Genomic DNA, 24,465 nt, shown 5'->3' on the forward strand with positions numbered 1-24,465 from the left:
GGGCATTTTTGAAGTGATCTTTTACCGCTGAGAGTATTCTTTCATTATGGAACGAAAAAATCGCTCTCAGGGGATTAATGCCGCACTATCCTCAGCCATTTTGCTGGGTCTGCTTCCCATTTTTGGAAAGCAGGCCCTGCTTTCTGGATTTTCGCCGTTAGCCGTCGTTGCCGTGCGCACCACTCTAGCCGTCAGTCTGTTGGCGGTCTTCATGCTTTTTCAGCGTCCTTATCTCTACATCTATCCGATTGGATTGATTGGCTGCTTTCTGGCGGGTTTTATAAACGGAATCGGTTCAATTTTTTACTATATCGCCCTTGCCCGTCTGGAGGCCAGCATTGGTCATCTGCTTTACTCTTTTTATCCGCTTTTTGTTGCCTTCTGGCTGCTGCTCGACCGCCAGGCGATTTCTCTGCTAACCATGTTTCGATTAAGCCTCGCACTGCCCGGAGCTTACCTTTTACTGAACAACAGCTCCGGCGTTATGGATTGGGTTGGGGCGCTTTTCATGTTGATTTCAGCAGCTTTTTATGCGCTGCACCTGATCATCAACCAGAGGATACTATACGAAGCCCCGCCCCCCACCGTCACTTTTTACACCCTGCTGGGCATGGCAATCACCGTATTGACCGGTTATCTGCTTTTTGACCGCCAATTGCCGGCTGGAAATCCATCCTGGCTGCCGTTGATCGGCATGGGAACGATCACCTTTTTAGCCCGTCTGACCCTGTTCATGGGCGTTAAAAAATTGGGCGGTTTGCAAACAGCATTGCTGGGGTTGGGCGAGTTAATCGTCACGGTCGTACTTGCCCGTTTATGGCTGGGTGAAACCTTAAACCTTTATCAATGGCTGGGAGCATTCTTTATTGGTGCAAGCCTGTTTTTGGTCGGCTTTGAAAAACAAACCACCGAAAAAAGGCATCAAACCGGATGGCTGGCCTGGTTGAATCCGCCACGCATGCCAACCACCAATCTTCCATGGCAAAAGTGATTTCAGAAAATCACTCCGCTCTCCTGCTCCTCAATTTCCAGCACATACCCTGAACCGCGCACACTGCGAATCCACTGATCACCGCCGGGCAAAGCGGCCAGTTTATGATTCAAACGCGAGAAGACTGGCCGCAGGATTTTGGCCGACTCTTCCGCCCCAAGACGGTAGCCATAGACCATCCGCACCAGTTCTTGATGGCGCATCACCAACGCGTGGTTTGCCAGCAAAACCCCCAACAACTTGCCTTCATTGGGTGTCAGATGGATTGTTTTTTCATTCCATGAGATAACGCGCCTCATCAGATCAATTTGAATTCCGTTGGAAAGACGCAGCAGTGTATTTTCTCCTTGCGAAGGGGTATCGGCGGCTTGATACCGGACACGCTGCTCAAGCACAAAGTTCCCTGCACGTCCCGGCTGATCATCTGCCAAGGCCTGGCGAATGCTGTTCAGGATGACTTCGGGTGAAACAGGCTTCAGCAAGTAATCAACGACTTTCAAGCGTAAGGCATGAACCGCTGTTTCAAAACTACCGTGCGCCGTGAGAATAATGACTTTCAAACGCGGATATTTGAAGGCCGTTTCTTCCAGAACCTGTATGCCGGAAAGGTCCGGCATGCGCAAATCGAGCAGCATCAAATCATAATTGAGCCGAGCCAAAGCTTGCAACGCCGCGTTACCGTTTTCAACCCCGTCAGCTTCAAAACCTTCCAGCTGCAAAATCCTTAGCAGGGTTACGCGGGCTGCATCTTCATCATCTACAATCAAGATTCTGGGCATGCCAATCATCCTCGCCTGGGTAAGGTAATCTTCAAACGTGCGCCAGTTCCATGCACCGGCGGAACAAAACGAATATCCCCTTTATGAACATCCACCACCAGATCATAACTCACCGACAGGCCCAAACCGGTGCCTCCCTGCCGGGTCGAAAAGAATGGTTCAAATACCTTTTCTTCTAAATCAGCCGTCAGACCCTTACCATTATCTTCAATGCTCAGCACAACCCGATCTTCCAACTCATTATTGACTTCGAACCAAATTTTACGAGGAGGCGGTTGACTTTTCAAGGCTTCCATCGCATTTAATAACACGTTCAGGATAACCTGTTGAATATGATTTTGAATCATCTCCAACTCAACCGGTTGAGAGGGAAAATCCTTGATCAGTTCGATTCCGTTCGCGTGTAATTGGGGTTTGATTAATTCATTGACCAATTCAATGACCGGCAATAAATCAGCCCGCTTACGCTCAAGGTCATTAGTACGATAGAAGGAGAGGGCATTTTGCGCCAACGTAGAAAGCCTTTCGATCTCCAAGATCGCAAGGTTGAGATACTCCCTTCTTTGCGGATCTGAAATATCATCCCTCAAGGAAAGATGCAGACAATTTCTCACTGCTTGAAGTGGATTATTCATCTCATGAGCCAGACTTCCCATCAACCGGCCCAATGCACTCATTTTCTCTGCCAGCAGGATGGCTCGGTGCGATTCCTTAGCCTGCTCAATCATTTTCTCCAAATCCTTGTAGAGCAAGGCATTTTCCATGGCAACCACTGCCTGGCGCGAAAAAATTGCGGCCATTTCCAGATCGGCTTCCGATAATTTACCGTATTCTTTGGGGCGTAAAAAATATAAAACAAACCTTGCCTTTTCGCGGAATACCGGCACCAGCAGGATTTCCAATTCATTCTGCATCAAATAATTCTTTAGAATGAAATCATCCAACTGATCGGTTTGAATGATCCTCAGCCGCTCATCATTCGATTGACTGAGAAGCCGATCCCAATCAACCTGATGGGGGTCAACCAACAGGTTCAAATCACAGCCGAAAACCAGTTTCCATTGCGAGGTTGAAGACTCAAGCTTATAGACACCTGCCTCAGCAGCCTTGATTAAATCACCGGAAAGTTCTTGTAAATACTGCTTGAGCGACTCCAGTTCAACCCGGCTGTAAATATTTTCCATGATATCGAATAAGGGGCGAAGCACTTTCAAACGGGCTGCATCCGTCTGATACCGGTGATTTTCTAGGACGTGGTTTACCGTTTCAATCAATTCTTTGGAAGATTCGAACGGCTTAACCAGCAACCCATCCACGCCTTTCCGCAAGGCTTGAATGGAAGTTTCAACACTGCCAAAACCGGTGATGAGAATTACAGCCGCTTCCGAATGAATTTGCCGGAAGCGAGCCGCAAGTTCAAAACCATCCATGAATGGCATGCGGATATCGGTAATTAACAAATCGTAATCCGTCTCTTCTGCCATTAAGAGCGCATCTCGCGCGTTCGTGGCAGTGATAACTTCAAATCCATGCCGTTCCAAAATCCGCTGACAAAGGCGAAGAATGGCAGGATCATCATCCACTACCAAAATTCTGGTTTCACGCATCAATTTTCCGCCCTCATTTTTCCTTGGTCGCCTACTATTATACCGTTTCCAATCCATTTTTCAATTAACAATTTTATGGAGAAGCATCAAACTGCTGGTAAAATTGCGCATCCGAAAATTCATTCCTTTTGATGGATATAACCATGACCTTCCTGACTACTCTGACCGCTCTAACGCCAATTTTAGCAATTTTCCTGCTGTTGGTTTTATTACGTCTGCCAGCCAGCAAAGCCATGCCTCTAAGTCTCTTTATAACCGCCATTCTGGCGGTTCTCGTCTGGAGAGTACCCTATTTACACACCATTGCATCCGTTGTAGAAGGGTTGATCATTTCTCTTTCAATTTTGTGGATTTTGTTTGGGGCAATCTTGCTGCTCAATACGCTGACAGTTGCAGGGGCCATGGAGCGTATTCGGGCGATGTTTTTCAGCATTTCTCCCGACCGACGCGTCCAGGCCATCATTGTAGCATGGTTATTCGGTGCTTTCATTGAGGGGGCAGCCGGCTTCGGCACTCCAGCAGCAATCACGGCTCCTTTGATGGTTGCACTTGGTTTTCCTCCACTGGCGGCAGTTGTGCTTGCGCTGACTGCCAACAGCAGCCCGGTTACTTTCGGTGCGCTGGGTACCACCTTTCAAATTGGCATGACCCGTGGATTACAGCAAGGCGGGGAAATGGCCGGCCTGGTTTCTCAGGCAACCGGCGGCCTTACCCTCCCGCAAGTGATTCATACGGTTGCCGCTCAAGCCGTCCAGATTGACCTGTTTGTCGGCTCCCTGATTCCTCTCTTTCAAGTACTGCTCCTGACTCGTTTCTTTGGGAGGAACAAATCCTGGCGGGAAGGATTCGTGATGTGGAAATTTGCCCTTTTTGCCGGGATCAGTTTTTTGTTGCCCGCTTATCTGGTTGCCTTGTTTTTAGGACCGGAATTTCCAACTTTGATTGGCGCGCTGGTCGCCATGCTTATCGTAATACCGGCTGCCCGTAAGGGATTTCTCATTCCCAAGGACGTCTGGTATTTTGAAGACCCAACAGAAGAAGCGCAGAGCTTTGAACAGCCCATGTCGCTCCAACGCGCATGGCTGCCCTATATTCTTTTAACAGTTCTACTGGTGCTAACCCGTTTGCCTTTCCTGCCTTTAAAATCCTTTTTACAAAGCCAATCCATTCAGTTCAATGACATTTTCGGAACGGGTATCAGCACTTCATTAGAACCTCTTTATTTGCCCGGCACAATTTTCGTACTGGTTTCTCTGTTTTCTTTCTGGTTTTTCAAAATCCAAAGCAATAACCGCCATCAGGTTATCTCACAATCCCTGGGACGCCTGGTCAGCAGTGCCATTGCGCTGGGCGGCGCTTTACCGATGGTGCGGATTTTCATCAATTCGGGTGTCAATCTGGCTGGTCTGGAAAGTATGCCCATTGAATTGGCGCGTCAGGCTTCTGATCTGGTGGGTCAGTACTGGCCGCTGATTGCCCCGCTCATCGGCAGCCTTGGTTCATTCTTAGCCGGCAGTGCTACTTTCAGCAATATGATGTTTTCCTTATTTCAGGTCAGCGTAGCCGCGCAGGTTAATCTATCACCCTTTATCATTCTGGCATTGCAAGCCTTAGGAGCAAATGCCGGTAATATGATCTGCGTGCTGAATGTCGTGGCAGCCGCTTCAGTGGTTGGATTGAGCGGTAAAGAAGGCAGCATCATCCGCTACACATTAATGCCCATGCTTTATTATATTCTTTGGGCAGGGATTGTCGGTTTCCTCTTCGTTGCGCTATTTTGATAAATTTTCAACCGGAAAAGGTTGCGTTTTTACAGAAATTAACGCATAATATGTCGTTAGTTCCCTATATCGATTCCCACTATATCTACGCCAAAGGAGGTGGTTCTCGCTATAGATATTTCATGCCACTTAAAACCTGTATCTTTTTCTTTTTGTGTTTCTGTTTCCAATAAAACCAAGGAGGAGTAGCGATGAAAGCCAATAAATTCTTTTGGGTGTTGGCGGTTTTAATGATTGCCAGTCTGGTGCTGGCAGCCTGTCAACCGGCAACCACCCCAACCACACCACCCGAGCAACCGCCGGCCCAACAACCAACCACGCCACCGGAACAGCCCACCTCCGAACAGCCGACCACACCGCCTCAAGCCGGATTTGAACCCATGGTTTATGGCATGGAAAGCTGTGAAAACTACAACGGCATCATCAAGGAGATTGCCGCTCTTGATGAACTGACCGTTCGTTTCACCCTGTGCGTCCCGGACCCAGCCTTTGAATCCAAAGCTGCCTTTACTGCCTTTGCAATCCAACCCAAGGAATGGATTGAAGCCGCAATGGAAAACCGGCAGATACTGGAAAAGCCGATTGGCACCGGCCCCTATGTTCTGGATTCCTGGAAGCGCGGCGACAGCATCATTTTCAAACGCTTCAATGATTACTGGGGCGAGAAAGCCAAAACCGAAACTCTGGTTTTCCGCTGGGCATCTGAACCTGCTGCCCGCCTGCTCGAATTGCAATCCGGCACGGTTGACGGTATTGACAACCTCAGCCCGGATGACTTCGATGTCGTTCGCAGCGATCCCAATCTTCAGTTAATCGAACGCGAAGCGCTCAATACCTTCTATCTCGGTATGACCAACACCTTTGAGCCGTTCGACAAACTGGAAGTCCGGCAGGCAATTGCTATGGGGATTGACCGCCAGCGGATTGTGGATAATTTCTACCCGGCCGGTTCATCGGTTGCCAGCCACTTCACCCCCTGCTCCATCCCGAACGGCTGCGTTGGGGAGGACTGGTACGAATTCAACCCTGAAAAGGCCCGCGAACTGCTTGCCAAAGCCGGTTTCCCCAACGGGTTCAAAACCAAAATCTTTTACCGTGATGTACCCCGCGGATACCTGCCCGAACCCGGTCTGGTGGCAACCGATATTCAGGCTCAGTTGAAACAAAACCTCAACATTGATGCTGAAATCGTCGTCATGGAAAGCGGTGCATTCATTGATGAATCCACCAGCGGCCGCTTGAACGGCTTTTACCTGCTGGGCTGGGGTGCTGATTACCCGCACATCACCAACTTCCTCGATTTCCACTTTGGGCGCGCCAACCCTCAATTTGGTAAACCCTTCCCCGAAATCTACGAACTGCTTGAACAGGGTGCCCGCATTGCCGATCCCGATGAAGCAACCCCCATCTATGAGCAAGCCAACAACAAGATTAAAGAACTGGTACCCATGGTGCCGATTGCTCACGGCGGTTCGGGTGTAGCCTATCGCGCCGATGTGGTTGGTGGACATGCCAGCCCGCTGGGCAATGAGTACTTCGCCGTCATGGATCCAGGCGGCCGCTCAACCTTCGTCTGGATGCAGAACGCTGAACCCATCTCCCTGTACTGCGGTGATGAAACCGACGGTGAAAGCCTGCGCGCCTGCGAACAGGTGCTGGAATCCTTGCTTGGCTATGAAATTGGCGGCACAGAGGTGAAGCCTGCTCTCGCAACCGAATGCAGCGCCAATGAGGACTTAACCGTTTGGACCTGCAAGCTGCGCCCGAACGTCAAATTCCATGATGGTTCCGCCTTTGATGCCAACGACGTGGTTATGTCTTGGGTTGTAGCCTGGGATTACAAACACCCGCTCCACATTGGTAACACCGGCGCTTTCGAGTACTTCAGTTACCTGTGGGGGTTGATGAATGCCCCGGCTGAAGAGTAATTCTTCACCCAGAGGATACTTCGTGTAGAATAAATATACCAACGCGCGGGATAGACGGTTCTCCCTGTTGAGCATCGCCTGTCCCGCGCGCCTCATTATTCAACCACCGGTTTTGTTTTCCGCTTTAGATATTGCAAGGGAATCCCATGATCGCTTATACAATTCGTCGTCTGTTACTGGCAATTCCGGTCATGTTTGGGATATTGGTGGTTACTTTTACCCTTTCCCGCATGATTCCCGGCGATCCATGTAAAGCCATGTTGGGTGAAAAAGCCACCGCCGAAGTATGTGACCGGTTTCGTGCTCAGTACGGTCTGGATAAGCCCATCCCCGTTCAATTGGGCATTTATATGGGCAACGTTCTAAAAGGCGATTTCGGCATGTCTATCCGCTTCAGCCGACCGGTGACTATCATCCTGATCGAACGGCTGCCCACCACCATTGAATTGGGTTTAACCTCATTGATGATAGCCGTGCTGGTTGGCATCCCGGCAGGGATTTTGTCCGCAATCAAACGCAATTCCATTATTGATGTCATCACCATGGTCGGAGCCAACATCGGTGTTTCCATGCCGGTTTACTGGTTGGGGTTGATTCTGGCGTATATTTTTGCCCTGTTGCTCAAAGATACCCCATTCTGGTTACCACCTACGGGGAGGTTATCGGCTGGGGTGGTCAGTATTCCCTTCTATCAGGTCTTGGGTTGGGAGTTTCCCAAAGAGTCCTTCCGCTATCATCTCGTCGAATTTATCAGCAATCTGGTTATTTTTAATTCTCTCATCACCCGAGACTGGGCAGTGCTGAAGGATGCCGTCAAACATTTGATCCTCCCGTCTGTGGCGCTTAGCACCATCCCGCTGGCGATCATCGCCCGAATGACCCGTTCTTCGATGCTTGAAGTACTCAAACAGGATTACATCCGCGCAGCTCGCGCCAAAGGGCTCTTGCGAGGAACGGTTATTTTCAAACACGCCTTTCGCAATGCCTTGCTGCCGATTGTGACCATCATCGGCATTCAGGTGGGCACATTGTTTGCCGGCGCAGTCCTGACCGAAACCATTTTTGGATTGGCCGGAGTCGGCCGTATCCTCTTCGAAGCCATCACCGCCCGGGATTTTCCCATTATTCAGGCTTTTACAGTCGTCATCGCAGCCGGTTATGTCATTGCAAACCTGATCGTAGATCTGTCTTATGTTTTTATTGATCCCAGAATACGCCTTGATTAGTTTTCCTTCATTGGATAGAGAAAATGGTAACTGACCTGAAAGCAAACCAGTTCAAACAAAAGGATTACCGTTCCAACAGTCTTTGGCGGCTAACCTTAAGACGCATCTTTCGTCAGCGTTCGGCAATTTTTGGAATGGCTTTACTGGGATTTTTGATTTTGATCGCCATTTTTGCCGAAGCCATCGCCCCCTACGACCCTATTCAGCCGTTAATCGGCATCGAAAACGTCAACAAACGCGAAGCTCCTTGCATTCATCTGTTCGGCTGTCCAAAGGACCGCCCCCAGCACATCATGGGCATTGACGGAAACGTCCGCGACCAGTTTAGCCGGGTGCTTTACGGCTCGCGTTACTCGCTTTATGTCGGTTTCACCACAGTCTCTTTTGCAATTTTAGTAGGCACACTCCTGGGCGCAATTTCCGGCTATTTTGGTGGTTGGTGGGATAACATCATCATGCGCTTGATGGACGTCTTGATGGCATTCCCTTCCCTGCTGCTGGCCATCACCATCGTTTCGGTGCTTGGACCGGGGTTACAGAATGCTTTGTTAGCCATCGCCATTGTTGCCATACCAGTCTATGCCCGCGTTGTGCGTGCCAGTGTCCTTTCCGTCAAGGAACAGGCGTATGTAGCAGCTTCGCTTGCGTTAGGCGGCGGCCATTTCCACATCCTGCTGCGCCGCATTTTACCGAATGCCATCCCACCCCTGATTGTGCAGGGTACCCTGGGTATCGGCACTGCCATTCTGGATGCAGCAGCACTTTCTTTTCTGGGTCTGGGTGCCCAGCCGCCGACCCCCGAATGGGGCACCATGCTGGGAACCGAGCGCAATCAGGTATTTACTGCCCCGCATTTGGTTTTCTTTCCCGGCGCTGCGATTATGATTACCGTGCTGGCCTTTAATCTTCTGGGCGATGGGCTGCGGGATGCCATTGACCCCCGTCTGACCCACCAAAAATAAAAATGCAGGAAGATCCGAACATGACCCATAAAAATTCACCGCCACTCCTGCAAGTTCAAAATCTGAAAACCTACTATTTCACCGACGATGGGGTTGTCAAAGCGGTTGACGGTGTGGATTTTGAAGTTTACCCCGGTGAGGTGTTGGGTTTGGTAGGCGAATCCGGTTGTGGGAAAAGCGTTACATCCCTTTCCATCATGGGTCTGATTGATCCGCCCGGTAGAATTATGGAGGGAAAGGTTTTATTCGATGGAAAAAACCTGTTGGAAATGCCTGAAAAAGAGATGGCACAGGTACGAGGTAGAAACATTTCGATGATTTTTCAGCAGCCGCAAACCAGCCTCAACCCCGTTTTTACAATCGGCGAACAAATCAGTGAAGTTCTTAAGATTCACAGCACCCTGAGTAAACAAGAGCTGCAAAGACGTACACTGGAATTGCTGCAGATGGTGGGAATACCCGATGCGCATCGGAAAATCAATGCGTATCCCCATGAAATGTCGGGGGGGCAGGCTCAACGGGTGATGATTGCCATGGCGCTCGCGCTTAACCCACAGTTGCTGATTGCCGATGAACCTACCACCGCTCTGGATGTAACCATTCAGGCTCAAATTCTGGACTTGATGCGGGAACTGCGCAACCGCACCGGCACAGCCGTCATCTTGATCACCCACGACCTGGGGGTGATTGCCGAGATGGCAGACCGCGTTGCGGTTATGTACGCCGGTAGAATTGTTGAACAGGCAGATGTAAATACTTTATTCAACAACCCGCATCATCCTTACACACAGGGGTTGATCGAATCAGTCCCCGTCTTGGGACAACTCAAAGAGGAATTAGCCACCATCCCCGGCAATGTCCCCAACCTGGTGGATTTACCCCCCGGCTGCCGGTTTGCGCCGCGTTGCACCGCTCGTGAGGCTTATGGCCTGGAAATTTGCAATCAAATTGAGCCGGATTTGCGTTCTGTCGAAAAGCCCGATCATTTGGTGCGCTGCTGGTTGTATCAGGATGGAGACGGTCATTCCGCACCGCTCAAACCATAGGGTCAGAAAGGTCAATGGATGAACACTCTGGTTGAAAAATCTCCAGCCACATCTCAAGATTTGGTTGTTGTTAAGGATTTAGTCAAATACTACCCGGTTTATGGCGGTGTACTTAAGCGCGTGGTCGCTCATGTGAAAGCTGTGGATGGGGTCAGTTTCACCATCCGCAAAGGAGAAACTCTGGGTCTGGTAGGTGAATCGGGCTGCGGTAAAACTACCGTCGGGCATACCATGCTTGGGCTGATCAAAGCCACCAGCGGGCATGTTTATTTTGATGGCGTTGATCTGCTGAAGATAAAAGGCAAGGCGCTCAAAGAGATGCGCCGCCACATCCAGATCGTCTTTCAAGATCCCTACTCTTCACTCGATCCTCGCCTGCCAATCGGTGAATCGATTGCGGAAGGGTTGAAAATCCACAACATCGGTACAGAACAAGACCGTTTCGAGAAAGTTCTGGCAGTTTTGAAGAAGGTTGGGTTGGAAGATTATCACGCCATGCGCTATCCCCATGAATTTTCCGGTGGTCAACGCCAGCGAATTGGTATTGCCCGCGCCTTGATTCTCCAACCCAAATTCATCGTTCTGGATGAACCCGTTTCAGCGTTGGATGTCTCCATTCAGGCGCAAGTGCTGAACATTTTACGCAATTTGCAGCGCGAATTTGGCCTGACCTACCTGTTTGTTGCCCACAATCTAGCCGTCGTTGAGCATATTTCCGACCGGGTTGCGGTGATGTACCTGGGTAAAATTGTTGAACTGGCAGATCGGGAGGTGTTGTTCCGGCTTCCGCTTCACCCATACACGCAAGCCCTGATGTCCGCCATCCCCATTCCCGACCCGCGTGTGCGGCGGAAGCGTATGATTTTACCCGGCGATGTACCCAGCCCTCTGAACCCACCCAAGGGCTGCCGCTTTCATCCCCGTTGTCCCTTTGCCCGCCCCAATTGCTCGCAGGAAGAACCTCCCTTGCGAGAAATCCAGCCGCAGCATTTCGTAGCCTGTCATTACGCAGAGGAGTTTATTCAATAGGTTGACTAAGAGTTGGCAACAGCGGACAAACCCATATCATGCCCTTCCGGGGATAACCACCTGAAAAATCCCTACTTAATAAGCAGGGGTGGCTGATGGGGTCAGCCCATACCATCCCCTTCCGGGGACAACCACCTGAAAAATCCCTTGTTAAAAAGCAGGGGTGGCTGATGGGGGTCAGCCCATACCATCCCCTTCTGGGGACAACCACCTGAAAAATCCCTTGTTAAAAAGCAGGGGTGGCTGATGGGGGTCGAACCCACAACCACCTGATCCACAGTCAGGTGCTCTGCCATTGAGCTACAGCCACCGTAAAGCACCCGAATTCTATCACAGCCTCTCGGCTTTATGCAAGCATTTTTTGGATCAACTCACCCGCTTCGAGAACGGTGGCGGTAAATTGTTCGCCTTTGGCTAGATCCTTTACTGTGACCCTACCCGCAGCAGCCTCATCCGGCCCAAGAATGACAACGAAACGGATATTCATCCGGTCGGCAAATTTCAATTGGCGTGGCAAACGCACCACCTCTGTATACCCAATCGTCCTCAATCCCATTTCGCGGAATTGTCGGGCAGCTTTCTGGGATTCGATCAGTAAAGTTTCATCAAAGACTGTTACCAGCACATCCGCTGGCGCAGTCCCCAACGGCGGCAGACAGCCATATTTTTGCAAAACCAGACTAATCATCACATCCCCCATGGCAAAACCCACCCCGGGCAGCGGCTCACCGCCGACATCTGCAACCAGATTATCGTAATGTCCCCCGCCAAGGATGGCTCGCCCATCGCGTGCCAGATCATAGGCTTCAAACACAGTTCCGGTGTAATATTCCAGCCCGCGGATGACCTGTGGATTGTAGTGGACATATTCATCCGCTCCCATGGCCCGCAAAGTCTCAAAGAAACGCTGCATCTCGACAGAGTTTTTCCACAGCTCGCGGTTATCTAGGATGGATTTCAATCCCTCAAATTGATCAACGCTCAAACCGACCTCAATGGCATAAGCTGCCCAATCCTCCGGGCGCATTTTATCCCGTCGGTCAATCAATCGAAACACCTGCTTTTTCATTTCTGCATCTGCAACGCCCAGTTTACCTAATTCCGCATCCATCAAGCGCCGGTCGTTGACAAAAATTCCCACCTGAGATGGGTTCAGACCGGTTTTCTTGAAAAATGCGGCGCAAATGGCAACCAGTTCGGCATCCGATTCGGGCGAATTAGCGCCAATTAAATCCACGTTCCATTGGAAAAATTCGCGAGTCCGTCCTTTTTGAGGGCGTTCGTATCGCCAAAATGGCCCAAAGGACCACCACCGCAACGGGAAGGTGAGTTGCCGCTGGCGCTGAGCAACCATGCGCGCCAGCGATGGGGTCAATTCCGGACGCAGGGTGATTAGATCGCCGCCACGGTCGGGAAATACAAAAGCCTGTTCCTTAACCAATTCCTCACCAGACTTGGCCGCATACAGATCAATCTTTTCCAGAAAAGGGCCATCATATTCCTGATATCCAAATAACTCTGAAACTTCCCGGAGCATCTGATACAACCACGAACGGATTGCCATCTCTTCCGGGTAAAAATCACGGGTTCCCTTGACGGAAGGAATTATTTTCTCCATCTTTTTAAATTCCTCTTCGACGAATTATAGTCTATCATTTTAACATGTGCTGTCTTTTTTGTAAGAAGGTTTTTTTTGCTTATTTCCTGCGTGACAAATGGGTTTTCAGGATAGGAAATTTAACACTTATCAAACTGTCCAAATTGTGCTAATGTTGACTGGATTTAGTTACAACCTTTCGGGAAAACCCCGTTAGAAAATTCCCTCAAACAGGCCATACTATGAAACTGAATGAAATCGTCCAAAAACTGAACGGAAAAGTCCTTCATTCCAAAATCAATTTGGATGCTGAAGTCAAAGGTGCCGGCGGAGCCGACCTGATGAGCGATGTGCTTGCCTCCATTCAACCACAGGCCATATTACTGACCGGTTTGTGCAACCCCCAGGTCGTTCGCACCGCCATGATGGCCGATGTTCTTGCGATTGTGCTTGTGCGCGGAAAAACTCCGCCGGTTGAAACTGTCCAGCTGGCAGAGAAGGAACACATTCCACTGATCAGCACTCCCTTTGGCATGTTTGAAGCCTGTGGCATTCTTTATCAAGCTGGTTTGAGTTGCCTTGAACGACCGGTGAGCGACCAGGATTGTTTTGCCAGTTAGCTTTTTGAACTTAAAAATGACCGAACAAACCCCTCTTCGTAAATCCAGCCTCATCAGTGACCAGGAAGCAGAAAACATCACCCGGGTTGAAGAACTCGCTTACGAGATCAAAGTTCAAGAGGTGATGACCCCCAACCCCATCACCATGACCACCAGCATGAAAATGCGGGAAGTGCTGGAACAATTCCGTGTGGCGCGAATTTCCGGCGCTCCCATTGTTGAAGAGGGCCAGCTGATTGGCATTATCAGCATTGAAGACCTGATTCGCTGTCTGATTAAGGCTGACCTTGAGGCAGAAATCCAAAAATACATGACCCACAATCCATTCACCGTCAAAGGCGATGACCCGGTGGTGGAAGCGCTGAAAATGTTTGTCAGCACCAAGGTCGGCAGGCTGCCGGTTATCAACAAAGAGGGTCAACTGATTGGGATTCTGACCAAAGGCGACATCACGCGCGGCTTATTAAAAGCCTTACAGCAGGATTATCAGACCGAAGAAGTGCGCCGTTACCGTGCCTCGCATTTGTTTGAGGATATCGAATCCGAACGAACCAGCTTAATCTTGCGTTACAACATCAAAGCCGGCGATTTTACACACGGCGGAGAAGCCTCATCCAAAATTAAGCGGGCTCTCAGCCGTATGGGTGCCAGCCCCCAAATTGCCCGCCGCTGTGGAATTGCCACCTACGAAGCCGAAATGAACCTGATCATTCATACCACTGAAGGCGGTGTGATTCGGGTTGAAATTGAACCCCATCAAATTTCCATTGATGTATATGACAGCGGACCCGGCATCCAGGATGTGGAATTGGCCATGAAGCCGGGTTATTCAACCGCCAGCGAAAAGGTGCGGGAACTTGGTTTTGGAGCAGGAATGGGACTGGTGAATATCTCCCGTTGTGTGGACATCATGAAACTGGAATCGGTGTGGGGAAAAGGAACCCGTTTGAGAATGAAGATCTTTCTCAAAAAAGAAGATACGGTTGGGGAAGGACATGCTGCCAAATCTTTGGAGGAAAAATGATGAATCTGGAACAGGTTATCCAGGCACTTGACCTGAAAGTGTTGACCGAACAAAAGCCTTTTAATGAAATTCTGCCCACCACGGGTTATGCAGCCGATCTGTTATCCTGCGTGATGACCGGTGCATCGCGTGGCGGGTTGTGGGTAACGCTGCAGGCCCACAGCAATATCGTTGCGGTGGCTGCCTTGCTGGAATTAAGCGCCATCATCATCACCGAAGGTGCACAACCCGATGAAGCCACCATCCAAAAAGCCAATGAACAAGGTGTAGTTCTGTTATCCAGCCAGCAGGATACTTACCGGGTAGTTGGCAGGTTGTGGGAATTGGGTATTCGCTGAATTCTATCCAAAGTCGGTTTACATCCTCCGGCAGGGAGGTTTCTCTTGAAAGTTTATCGTGCCGAGTTGCACATTCACACCGTTCTCTCTCCCTGTGCGGAGATTGAAATGCTGCCCCCCTTGATTGTCATGGAATGCCTTGAAAAAGGCATTTCTTTGATTGCCATTACCGATCATAATACAACCGCCAATATCTCGGCTGTCCAGCAGGCCGCTCAAGGAACCGGTTTGATCGTGCTGCCAGGTATGGAAGTTCAAACCCGCGAAGAAGTTCACTCCTTATGCCTGTTTGAAACCCTTGAACAGGCGCTCGCCTGGCAGGCCATTGTTGACCGTCACCTGCCCCCTCTCCCCAACCGCCCGGATTACTTTGGTGACCAGTTGATTGTAGATGCCAACGGCGACTTCCTGCAGCGCGAAGAACGATTGCTGCTCAATTCGGTCAATTTAAGCCTGGCAGAAGCATATCATCAAGTCACCGAACTGGGGGGGCTGTTTATTCCGGCGCATGTCAACCGCACAGCGAACGGCTTATTACCCATTTTGGGAATGCCCCCGGCGGATATTCCGCTGGAAGTGATGGAAATTTCTCATCACCTGAAATTGGCAGAAGCGGTTAAAATATATCCATTCCTGCAAGGTTATTCGTTAATCCAGAGCGGTGATGCTCATCGTCTGGATGAGATTTTAGGCCTAAACCAGTTCACTTTACAATCCCCCACCATTCAAGAAATTCGACTGGCACTGCGCGGCGAACAGGGCCGCTCCCATCGCATCCTCTCCAGCACAACTCTCTCCGAAGAATAACCTCTAGATTTCATTTGTTACAACTTTCACAAGGAAAGATGACATTTGGTAATTACCTAAACTTAAGCAAATGAGTACACTTTGGATTGATTAGCCCCAATTAATTCTACCAATTTCGTCCAATTTGTTACCGGAGTAACGTATGCTAAACATCAAACCTTCCATACCAGCCAACGATCCACTGGCTAACCCCGAACAAAAGAAACTGATTGATGAGATTCTGGAGAAAAACAAGAACCTCCCCGGCGCGACCATGGTTGTCCTCAACGAGCTTCAAAGCCGGATCGGTTTCATTTCCGAACCCATGCAACAGTATGTTGCTGACAAACTGCACGTGCCAGTCAGTTCAGTTCATGGGGTGGTTTCCTTTTATTCCTTCTTCACCACCACCCCGCGCGGCAAGCACACCATTAAGTTCTGTATGGGCACAGCCTGTTACGTAGGTGGCATGCCGCAGTTGATTGACAAAGCCAAATCCCTGCTGGGTGTTGAACCGGGGCAAACCACGCCGGATGGCGAAATCACCCTGGAGGTTTGCCGCTGCGTGGGTGCTTGCAGTCAGGCACCGGTCGTTGTGGTAGATGACAAAATTTTTGGGCGTTTGCGCCCCAACAAATTCCCCCAAGTATTACGCTCCATTCAGGATAACAAACAGTGAGAGAGTTATCCCTTCACCTGCTGGATATTGCTGAAAACAGCATTGCAGCCGGCGCAAAAAATATCACCATTACGATTCGTGAGGATACAACTGCCGACCGGTTGTACCTCAGTGTTCAGGATGATGGTAAAGGAATGGATGAGGAGATGGTCAGAAAAGTAACCGACCCATTTGTGACCACCCGCACCACCCGCAAGGTTGGACTGGGTATTCCTCTGTTGAAAGCTGCTGCCGAAGCCTGCAACGGCTGGCTCAAAATTCATTCCAAAGTTGGTGAAGGGACATTGGTCGAAGTTGAATTTCAACGCAGCCACATTGATCGGATGCCGTTGGGTGATGTTGCCGGAACTTTCCTCACCTTGCTGGTAGGAAACCCGCAAATTCACTGGGTCTTCCGTTACAGCGTGGACGATGAGATTTTTGAACTGGACGATCAACAAATCAAACAAGAACTTCAGGAGATCCCACTTTCCGATCCGCTGGTACTTTCATATCTGCGCGAAATACTGGAAAGCAGTATCCGTTCGCTTCAAACCACACAAGTCTATTAACCGGATATCTTGAGATATCAATCCGTAGAGAGGAGATTAACCATGCCGACCATCAAAAGTTTGGACGATTTGAAAAAAATCCGTGAGGAAGCTTTGGAGAAACGAAAAGTAAAAACTGCTTCGGGGCAGGTTCAGGTGATTGTGGGTATGGGCACCTGTGGCATTGCCGCTGGCGCGCGGGATGCCATGAAAGCCATCCTTGAAACCATCCAAACTGAGAACCTCGAAGGGGTTGTTGTGACCCAGACCGGCTGCATTGGCTTATGCGAAAAAGAGCCCATTGTGCAGGTTGTGGTTGGGGATCAGCCCAAAGTAACCTACGGCAAGGTTTCGCCGGATGTCGCCCGCCAGATCATGAAAGAACATGTTAAGAATGGTAATGTGGTTAAAGATTTCGTGATTCAGATATAAGCATTTTATTGGTAAACCATTTTTGCAAGACTAAAGGTTGACGGCTATGAAATACTATCGCTCACATGTCTTAGTCTGTGTAGATCCAGAATGTCTTCAAAAAGGCGCGCACGAATTGGTGGATGCCTTGCAGGATGAACTGGTTGCTACAGGTTTGATTGATGAAGTCCAGGTGTTGGAAACATCCCGCATCGGCGGGTGCAGTTTAGGCCCGGAGATGATGGTGTATCCCGAGGGTGTCCATTATGTCGGAGTAACCCCCGATGATGTTCCCTATCTGGTGGAAGAACATTTCCTCAAGGGCCGGGTAGTCAATAAATTCCAGATGCCCACCACCAAAGTGGTGGATGAGGAGCTGGGTGCCCCCACCCAGAAAGAAGTCCGCATCGTATTACGCAACTGCGGCAAAATTGATCCCGAGAATATCGAAGACTATATCGCCGAGGATGGTTATCAGGCGCTCGCCAAAGTCCTCACTGAAATGACCCCTGAGGAAGTGATTGATACCGTTCTCAAATCCGGTTTGCGCGGACGCGGAGGCGCTGGATTTCCCACCGGTAAAAAATGGCAATTCACCCGTCAGGCACCGGGCGACATTAAGTATGTGGTCTGCAACGCAGATGAAGGCGACCCGGGCGCTTTTATGAACCGCCGCGTTTTGGAAGGCGATCCTCACGCCGTTATCGAGGGTATGGCCATTGCAGCCTATGCAATTGGTGCCCATCAAGGATACATTTATTGCCGCGCCGAATATCCGGTTGCCGTTTCCACCCTCAACATTGCCATCCAGCAGGCGCGCAATTTGGGCTTACTGGGTAAAGATATTCTCGGCAGCGGTTTCGATTTTGATCTGGAAGTCAGCATGGGCGCCGGCGCCTTCGTGTGCGGTGAGGAAACTGCTCTGATTGCTTCGATTGAAGGACGACGCGGTGAACCACGCCCACGCCCGCCCTTCCCGGCGGTACAGGGCTTGTGGAACCGGCCCACCAATGTCAACAATGTGGAAACCTATGCCAATATTCCGCAAATCATCCTCAAAGGTGCAGAATGGTACGCCAGCTACGGAACGGAAAAAAGCAAAGGCACCAAAACCTTTGCACTGGCTGGTGACCTCAATCATACCGGTTTGATCGAAGTACCGCTCGGCATTACCTTGCGCGAAATTATCTATGATGTCGGAGGCGGTATCAAAGACGGCAAAGCCTTTAAAGCCGTCCAGATCGGCGGCCCGATGGGCGGCTGTGTGCCGGCAGAATACCTTGACCTGCCGCTCGATTATGAATCACTGGCTCAGGCAGGCACCATCATGGGTTCCGGCGGGATGATTGTCCTCGACGAGGATACCTGCATGGTAGATGTTGCCCGCTACTTTATGGACTTTACTCAGGACGAAAGCTGCGGCAAATGCACTCCCTGCCGGGTCGGCACACGCCGTATTCTTGAAATCCTTACCCGCATCTGTGATGGAAAGGGACAGGACGGCGATATTGAGCTGCTTGAAAGCTTGTGCCAGGAAATTCGCACCAACAGCCTGTGTGGTTTGGGCCAAGGCGCGCCGAACCCGGTTGTCAGCACGCTGCGTTATTTCCGCGAGGAGTATGAAGCGCATATCTACGAGAAACGCTGCCCGGCAAAAGTCTGCCGCGCTTTGATCCGTTACGAAATTCTACCAGATGCCTGTACCGGCTGCACGGTTTGCGCCCGCAACTGCCCGGTTAACGCCATCAGCGGTGAGCGTCGTCAGACGCATGTCATTGATCCGGACACCTGCATCCGCTGCGGCATTTGTATGCAGGTATGTAACTTCAACGCAGTTGTCATCGAATAATCCAGCCAGCTGCAGCAATCGTCCGATTCAGACCAAAGGAGGAATAGCATGAGCGTTGAAACCAAAAGCAGCGAAAAAATACTGGAAGCGGTTAATGCTGCCATTGAAAAGTTCGGCGCAAAGCAGGAGGAATTGATTCCCATCCTGAACGAGGTGAACCGCCAATTGGGCTATATTCCAACCGAAGCGATGGAAGAAATCAGCCGCCGCTTGAAAGAACCGAAGAGCAGTTTGTTCGGGGTAGCCAGTTTCTACCATATGCTCTCCACCAAACCACGCGGGCGACATGTCATTCAATTCTGCGAAAGTGCTCCCTGTCATGTCGTTGGCGGCAGAGAGGTGTTTGAAGCACTGAAAGAAGAACTGGGTCTGGAAGCGAATGAAACTTCTCCGGATGGTAAATGGACGCTCATCACCACCAGCTGTCTTGGAGTTTGCTCGGTTGGTCCGGTGATTGTAGTTGATGAAGACATCTACGGCAATGTGGATGCCCGGAAGGTTCCTGAAATTTTAGCGCGGTATGAGTAAAGGAGGTGTCCAATGAAAATGGCTCGCTCAATGGTACTGGTCTCCAGTGACCCCATCAGTATGCAGCTGGGAGCGCAGGAAGTCTTTCAGGCATTACAGGATCAAATCAAAGCCTTTGGTCTGGAGGATGAAATCTCTTTGACCATGGTCGGCGATGTTGGCCGCCACGATGCTCTGCCGCTAGTCATCGTTTACCCGGAAGCGGTGATCTACGGGCCGGTTACGCCCGAAAAAGTACCCTATCTGGTTGAGGAGCATCTCTACAAAGGGCGCATTGCCGAAGAGTTGGTGGCTTCGGTACGTGAATTGAGCGGCAGAATTGCCTGGCTGCACGCCCGCAAAGGCACCCTGCCAGCCGAACAGAGAATTGTTCTGCGCCGCGCCGGTATCATTGACCCAACCAGCATTGAGGAGTACATCCTTCATGACGGCTACATGGCTCTCGGCAAAGTTCTCACCAGCATGACGCCGGAAGAAGTGATTGAAGAAGTCAAAAAATCCGGCCTGCGCGGACGGGGCGGAGCAGGTTTCCCAACCGGCAGCAAATGGGGTTTCGTGGCCCGCGAAAAATCGGATAAGAAATACATCATCTGCAATGCCGATGAATCTGAACCCGGCACGTTTAAGGATCGTCTCATTCTGGAAGGCGACCCCCACAGCATGATCGAAGCCATGGCAATTGCCGGTTATGCAGTTGGCGCGGATGAAGGTTACATTTACGTCCGCGGTGAATACCTGCTTGCTCAGGAAAGACTTAAAAAAGCCATTCAAGACGCCCATGAGATGGGATTCCTCGGTAAAAACATTTTCGGCACCGATTTCAACTTTGAAATTCACATTCACGCCGGAGCTGGAGCCTACATCTGTGGAGAAGAAACTGCACTGATCGAGTCCATCGAAGGCAAACGCGGACAGCCGCGCTCCCGTCCCCCTTACCCGACCACCTTTGGCCTGTGGGGAAAACCGACGGTGATCAACAATGTTGAAACACTGGCCAATATCCCGCCCATCATCAACAACGGCGCCGACTGGTATCGCAGCTTCGGCACCCCCAGCAGCCCGGGCACCAAAGTGTACACTGTCCTTGGCAACGTCAATGTCACCGGCTTGATCGAAGTTCCCATGGGGATCACGCTAAGAGAAGTCATTGCCATTTATGCCAAGGGTATGAAGGATGGTTCTAACTTCAAGCTGGCACAGACCGGTGGATCAAGCGGCTCGATCATCCCGGCTTCGCTGCAGGATACCCCCATGGACTTCGACTCCTACGCCAAAGCCGGCGTTTCTCTGGGTTCGGGCGCTTTGCTGATCTGCAACGAAGACACCTGCGTGGTAGATCTGGCAAAAGTTCTGCTCAACTTCTTCCGCGTCGAATCCTGCGGCAAATGCAATCCCTGCCGAATTGGTTCACAGCGGGCTTGGGAAATGCTGGATAAAATCTCCAAAGGCCAGGCTTCCTTGAGCGATCTCGACAAACTGGCAGAACTTTCCGAAAACCTGTATATGTTATCCAACTGCGGTTTAGGGCAAACAGCTGGCACTCCCTTGCGCGATATTTTGAATTACTTCCGCGCCGAAGTGGAAGCCCACATCCGCCTGAAGATTTGCCCGGCCGGAGTGTGCAAAATGGAAGAAATGATCCCTCAACCCTAAAATCCGAAAACTTTCTTATTGGAGATTCTTTATCATGGCTGTCGAAAACAACGTAATTTCCATTGATGCCTTGATGCCCGCCGAAATGGCACAAAAAGCGGAAGCCATTGGCGTGAAAAAAGCCAACCTTGCCTTCTGGCCGCTGTTTGCTCTGTCCATTTTGGCCGGCGCTTTCATCGCTCTTGGCGCCATTTTCGCCACAACCGTCAGCGCCGGGTCATCCGCTCTGCCCTACGGGGTTGCGCGCCTGCTGACCGGGCTAGTGTTCACGGTCGGCCTTATTCTGGTGATTGTGGGCGGTGCGGAACTCTTCACCGGCAACAACCTGATCATCATGGCATTCACCAACGGCAAAGTCACCTTGCAGGCGCTGCTGCGCAACTGGGTGATTGTTTACCTGGGGAACTTTGTCGGTTCAGTTGCCACTGCCGTAATCATGTTCTTCACCCGCCAGTACAGTTTTGGAAACGGCTCAATTGGTTTGGCCGCGCTGAACATCGCTAACAGCAAAGTCAATCTTGAGTTTTTACAGGCAATTGCCCTCGGCATCATGTGCAATGCCATGGTTTGTATGGCTGTCTGGCTGTGTTACTCTGCCCGTTCTACCACCGACAAAATTCTTGCCATCATTCCCCCGATCAGCGGGTTTGTAGCTTGCGGTTTTGAACACTCGATTGCCAACATGTACTTTATCCCGCTGGGTTTATTCATCAAGCAATTTGCGCCTGCCTCCTTCTGGGAATCAAAAGCCCTTGTGGATGCCGGTGTTTCCATGGAAAAATTCGTCAACCTGACCTGGCAGGGATTTTTTGTGAACAATCTCCTGCCGGTCACCATCGGAAACATCATCGGTGGTGCGGTTCTGGTCGGTTTGGTCTACTGGTTCGTTTTCCTCAAGAAGTGGAACAAGTAATCCATTAGCGTTAACCGAAAGGATGTGAGATTATGGTTCAAATCAAAATTAATGGCATTGAACTGGATGTCCCGAAAGGAACAACGGTTTTAGAAGCTGCTGAAAAAGCGGGAATCACCATCCCGACTCTTTGCTATCACAAAGACCTTTCCCCTTATGGGGGCTGCCGTTTATGTATTGTTGAAGTCAAGGGCGGCCGTGTGCCAATGACCGCCTGCACTCTTCCGGCAGAAAACGGCATGGAAGTCCAAACCGAAACTGAAAACCTGCGCAAATCACGCCGTACCATCCTGGAGCTGCTGCTCTCAACCTACTACGACTCTGGCTATGCGCAAAAGGATGAACACGCCAACGAGCTGGCGTACTGGTCAGAAGTTTATGGGTTGGACATGCATGCCTCTATGGCCGAAAAGCCGCGCTACGAAGTCGATAGCGACCCCAATCCGTTTGTTTGGGTTGACCTGAACAAATGTATTTTGTGCGGCCGTTGTGTTCGCGCCTGCGCTGAAGTTCAGGGACGCTTTGTTTGGGGACTTTCCGAACGCGGCTATGAAGCCCGCATCGTTGCCGGTTTGGATGAACCCATGTTAGAAGCCCGCTGCGAATCGTGCGGCGCTTGTGTCGCCTATTGTCCCACGGGTGCGCTGGATAATAAATTGTCCGTCGGTTTAGGCGTGCCAGATAAAACTGTCCGCACGACCTGCGCGTATTGCGGCGTTGGCTGCCAGTTTGATTTGAACGTCAAGGATGGAAAAATTATTCGCGTCACTTCTACCCCCGAAGCCCCGGTGAATGGCATGCGCCTGTGCGTTAAAGGCCGTTATGGCTATGATTATGTTCACCATCCGGATCGCCTGACTCAACCATTAGTCCGCGATTACCTGCTCAAAGGTGAAAACCGCAAAGACAAGAAAAACCGCGGTGAATGGGTGGCGGTGGATTGGGAAACCGCGTTGAATATTGTTGCCAAAAAACTGAATCAGATTCGCATTGAAAGCGGCGCTGACAGCATCGGCGTGCTCAGCTCAGCCAAATGCACCAATGAAGAAAATTACCTGATGAACAAATTTGCTCGTCAGGTACTGGGTACCAATAACATTGACCACTGCGCCCGCCTGTGCCACGCCAGCACTGTTGCCGGTCTGGCAATCTCCTACGGTTCCGGCGCTATGTCCAACACCATGCAGGACATTGTTGAGCATACACAGGCTATTTTTGTCACCGGCTCAAACACCACCGAGCAGCACCCCGTGTTCGGTACTATGATCCGTCAGGCAGTATTGAAACGCGGCGTAAAACTGATTGTTGCCGACCCTCGCCGGATTGACCTGGTGGACTTTGCCACCCTGCACTTGCAGCAAAAACCCGGCACCGACATTGCCCTGCTCAACGGCTTGATGAACATCATCCTCGAAAAAGGCTGGGCTGATGAGCAGTTCATCGCCGAACGAACCGAAGGCTTTGAGGAATTTAAAGCCAATCTGCAAAATTATCCACCGGAAAAAGTTTCCGAAATAACCGGTGTCCCTCTGGAAAAGTTATATCAGGCCGCTGAAATCATGGGCACCTGCAAGCCTATGGCAGTTTTCTGGGCAATGGGCATCACCCAGCACATTGTCGGCGTTCAAAATGTTTTGACCTTGGCCAATTTGCAGATGCTGTTGGGTAACATGGGTGTGCCCGGCGGCGGCGTGAACCCGCTGCGCGGTCAAAATAATGTCCAGGGCGCCTGCGATATGGGCGGTTTGCCCAATGTTTACCCCGGTTACCAACCGGTGGCTTCCGATCCAGCGCGCGAAAAGTTCGAAGCTGCCTGGGGCGTACAACTTTCTCCCAAACCGGGCATGACCGTTACCGAAATGATCCCTGCGGCCGGTGAAGGCAAGATCCGTGCGCTTTATATCCTCGGTGAAAACCCGGTCATGACCGACCCGGATGTCAATCATGTCCGCCATTGTTTGGAGGATCTGGAATTCCTGGTTTTACAGGAAATCTTCCCCTCCGAAACTTCAGCCTACGCCGACGTACTGCTGCCCGGTGTAACTTTTGCTGAAAAAGAAGGCACCTTCACCAACACCGAGCGGCGCATACAACGCGTTCGCAAAGCTGTTGAACCGGTCGGGCAATCCCGCCCCGATTGGCAGATCATCAGTGACCTGGCGCAGCGCGTGATTGCCACGAGCGAGCG

Annotated in this window: 22 protein-coding genes and 1 tRNA gene; 19 read left to right on the forward strand and 4 right to left on the reverse strand. The window is 50.7% G+C overall.

Annotated elements, in window-relative coordinates; genetic code table 11:
* Positions 1-46 precede the first annotated feature (46 nt).
* A complete protein-coding gene (locus VAE48_RS00760; RefSeq protein WP_322791400.1) occupies positions 47-991 on the forward strand; it encodes a DMT family transporter in 945 nt (314 codons plus the stop codon).
* Between the two features lie 2 nt (positions 992-993).
* Here VAE48_RS00760 and VAE48_RS00765 read toward each other — a convergent pair whose 3' ends face one another.
* Complete coding sequence (locus VAE48_RS00765) at positions 994-1,770, reverse strand: response regulator transcription factor (RefSeq protein WP_322791401.1); 777 nt, start codon at positions 1,768-1,770, stop codon at positions 994-996.
* A 5-nt stretch (positions 1,771-1,775) separates the two neighbouring features.
* Positions 1,776-3,377 carry a response regulator gene (locus tag VAE48_RS00770; protein ID WP_322791402.1) on the reverse strand — a complete coding sequence of 534 codons (1,602 nt, stop codon included), beginning with the start codon at positions 3,375-3,377 and terminating at the stop codon, positions 1,776-1,778.
* Between the two features lie 143 nt (positions 3,378-3,520).
* On the opposite strand from VAE48_RS00770, the gene VAE48_RS00775 reads away from it, so the two are divergent.
* The 6 genes from VAE48_RS00775 (at position 3,521) to VAE48_RS00800 (ending at position 11,349) form a co-directional block, all read left to right on the forward strand.
* On the forward strand, positions 3,521-5,158 hold the full coding sequence (locus VAE48_RS00775; RefSeq protein WP_322791403.1) for an L-lactate permease: 1,638 nt from the start codon (positions 3,521-3,523) through the stop codon (positions 5,156-5,158).
* A 191-nt stretch (positions 5,159-5,349) separates the two neighbouring features.
* Positions 5,350-7,086 (forward strand): ABC transporter substrate-binding protein, encoded by a 1,737-nt coding sequence (locus tag VAE48_RS00780; RefSeq protein ID WP_322791404.1) that lies wholly within the window; start codon positions 5,350-5,352, stop codon positions 7,084-7,086.
* Between the two features lie 146 nt (positions 7,087-7,232).
* Positions 7,233-8,312, forward strand: a complete 1,080-nt coding sequence (locus VAE48_RS00785) for an ABC transporter permease (protein ID WP_322791405.1) — start codon at positions 7,233-7,235, stop codon at positions 8,310-8,312.
* Positions 8,313-8,335: 23 nt separating this feature from the next.
* A complete protein-coding gene (locus tag VAE48_RS00790; protein ID WP_322791406.1) occupies positions 8,336-9,274 on the forward strand; it encodes an ABC transporter permease in 939 nt (312 codons plus the stop codon).
* A 20-nt stretch (positions 9,275-9,294) separates the two neighbouring features.
* On the forward strand, positions 9,295-10,320 hold the full coding sequence (locus VAE48_RS00795; RefSeq protein ID WP_322791407.1) for an ABC transporter ATP-binding protein: 1,026 nt from the start codon (positions 9,295-9,297) through the stop codon (positions 10,318-10,320).
* 18 nt (positions 10,321-10,338) lie between these two features.
* Positions 10,339-11,349: a dipeptide ABC transporter ATP-binding protein gene (locus tag VAE48_RS00800; protein ID WP_322791408.1), complete on the forward strand. Its 1,011-nt coding sequence runs from the start codon at positions 10,339-10,341 to the stop codon at positions 11,347-11,349.
* Positions 11,350-11,587: 238 nt separating this feature from the next.
* On the opposite strand, the gene VAE48_RS00805 is transcribed toward VAE48_RS00800, so the two are convergent.
* A tRNA-His gene (locus VAE48_RS00805) sits at positions 11,588-11,659 on the reverse strand.
* A 36-nt stretch (positions 11,660-11,695) separates the two neighbouring features.
* Entirely contained in the window at positions 11,696-12,967 is a 1,272-nt protein-coding gene (hisS, locus tag VAE48_RS00810) for a histidine--tRNA ligase (RefSeq protein WP_322791409.1), read from the reverse strand.
* A 221-nt stretch (positions 12,968-13,188) separates the two neighbouring features.
* Here hisS and VAE48_RS00815 point away from each other — a divergent pair, with 221 nt between their 5' ends.
* The 12 genes from VAE48_RS00815 to VAE48_RS00870 form a co-directional block, all read left to right on the forward strand.
* Positions 13,189-13,566, forward strand: a complete 378-nt coding sequence (locus VAE48_RS00815; RefSeq protein ID WP_322791410.1) for a DRTGG domain-containing protein — start codon at positions 13,189-13,191, stop codon at positions 13,564-13,566.
* A gap of 16 nt (positions 13,567-13,582) precedes the next feature.
* Positions 13,583-14,590 (forward strand): CBS domain-containing protein, encoded by a 1,008-nt coding sequence (locus VAE48_RS00820; RefSeq protein ID WP_322791411.1) that lies wholly within the window; start codon positions 13,583-13,585, stop codon positions 14,588-14,590.
* Complete coding sequence (locus tag VAE48_RS00825; protein ID WP_322791412.1) at positions 14,587-14,928, forward strand: DRTGG domain-containing protein; 342 nt, start codon at positions 14,587-14,589, stop codon at positions 14,926-14,928. Before VAE48_RS00820 ends, VAE48_RS00825 begins: the two co-directional genes overlap by 4 nt.
* A gap of 45 nt (positions 14,929-14,973) precedes the next feature.
* A complete protein-coding gene (locus VAE48_RS00830) occupies positions 14,974-15,735 on the forward strand; it encodes a PHP domain-containing protein (protein ID WP_322791413.1) in 762 nt (253 codons plus the stop codon).
* Between the two features lie 142 nt (positions 15,736-15,877).
* Positions 15,878-16,393 carry an NAD(P)H-dependent oxidoreductase subunit E gene (locus VAE48_RS00835; protein ID WP_322791414.1) on the forward strand — a complete coding sequence of 172 codons (516 nt, stop codon included), beginning with the start codon at positions 15,878-15,880 and terminating at the stop codon, positions 16,391-16,393.
* Entirely contained in the window at positions 16,390-16,944 is a 555-nt protein-coding gene (locus tag VAE48_RS00840) for an ATP-binding protein (RefSeq protein ID WP_322791415.1), read from the forward strand. Before VAE48_RS00835 ends, VAE48_RS00840 begins: the two co-directional genes overlap by 4 nt.
* 42 nt (positions 16,945-16,986) lie before the next feature.
* A complete protein-coding gene (locus tag VAE48_RS00845) occupies positions 16,987-17,355 on the forward strand; it encodes a (2Fe-2S) ferredoxin domain-containing protein (RefSeq protein ID WP_322791416.1) in 369 nt (122 codons plus the stop codon).
* Positions 17,356-17,401: 46 nt separating this feature from the next.
* The gene (gene nuoF, locus VAE48_RS00850; protein ID WP_322791417.1) at positions 17,402-19,183 is read left to right on the forward strand and encodes an NADH-quinone oxidoreductase subunit NuoF; all 1,782 of its coding nucleotides are present in this window, start codon (positions 17,402-17,404) and stop codon (positions 19,181-19,183) included.
* 48 nt (positions 19,184-19,231) lie between these two features.
* Entirely contained in the window at positions 19,232-19,711 is a 480-nt protein-coding gene (gene nuoE / locus VAE48_RS00855) for an NADH-quinone oxidoreductase subunit NuoE (protein ID WP_322791418.1), read from the forward strand.
* Between the two features lie 12 nt (positions 19,712-19,723).
* Positions 19,724-21,364, forward strand: coding sequence for an NADH-quinone oxidoreductase subunit NuoF (nuoF, locus tag VAE48_RS00860; RefSeq protein ID WP_322791419.1), 1,641 nt, complete (start codon positions 19,724-19,726; stop codon positions 21,362-21,364).
* A gap of 34 nt (positions 21,365-21,398) precedes the next feature.
* Positions 21,399-22,277 (forward strand): formate transporter FocA, encoded by an 879-nt coding sequence (focA, locus tag VAE48_RS00865; protein WP_322791420.1) that lies wholly within the window; start codon positions 21,399-21,401, stop codon positions 22,275-22,277.
* 32 nt (positions 22,278-22,309) lie between these two features.
* A partial coding sequence (locus VAE48_RS00870; protein WP_322791421.1) for a molybdopterin-dependent oxidoreductase occupies positions 22,310-24,465 on the forward strand: 2,156 nt, incomplete at its 3' end.

The organism is Bellilinea sp. (assembly GCF_034432615.1).
Lineage (GTDB): Bacteria > Chloroflexota > Anaerolineae > Anaerolineales > Anaerolineaceae > Bellilinea.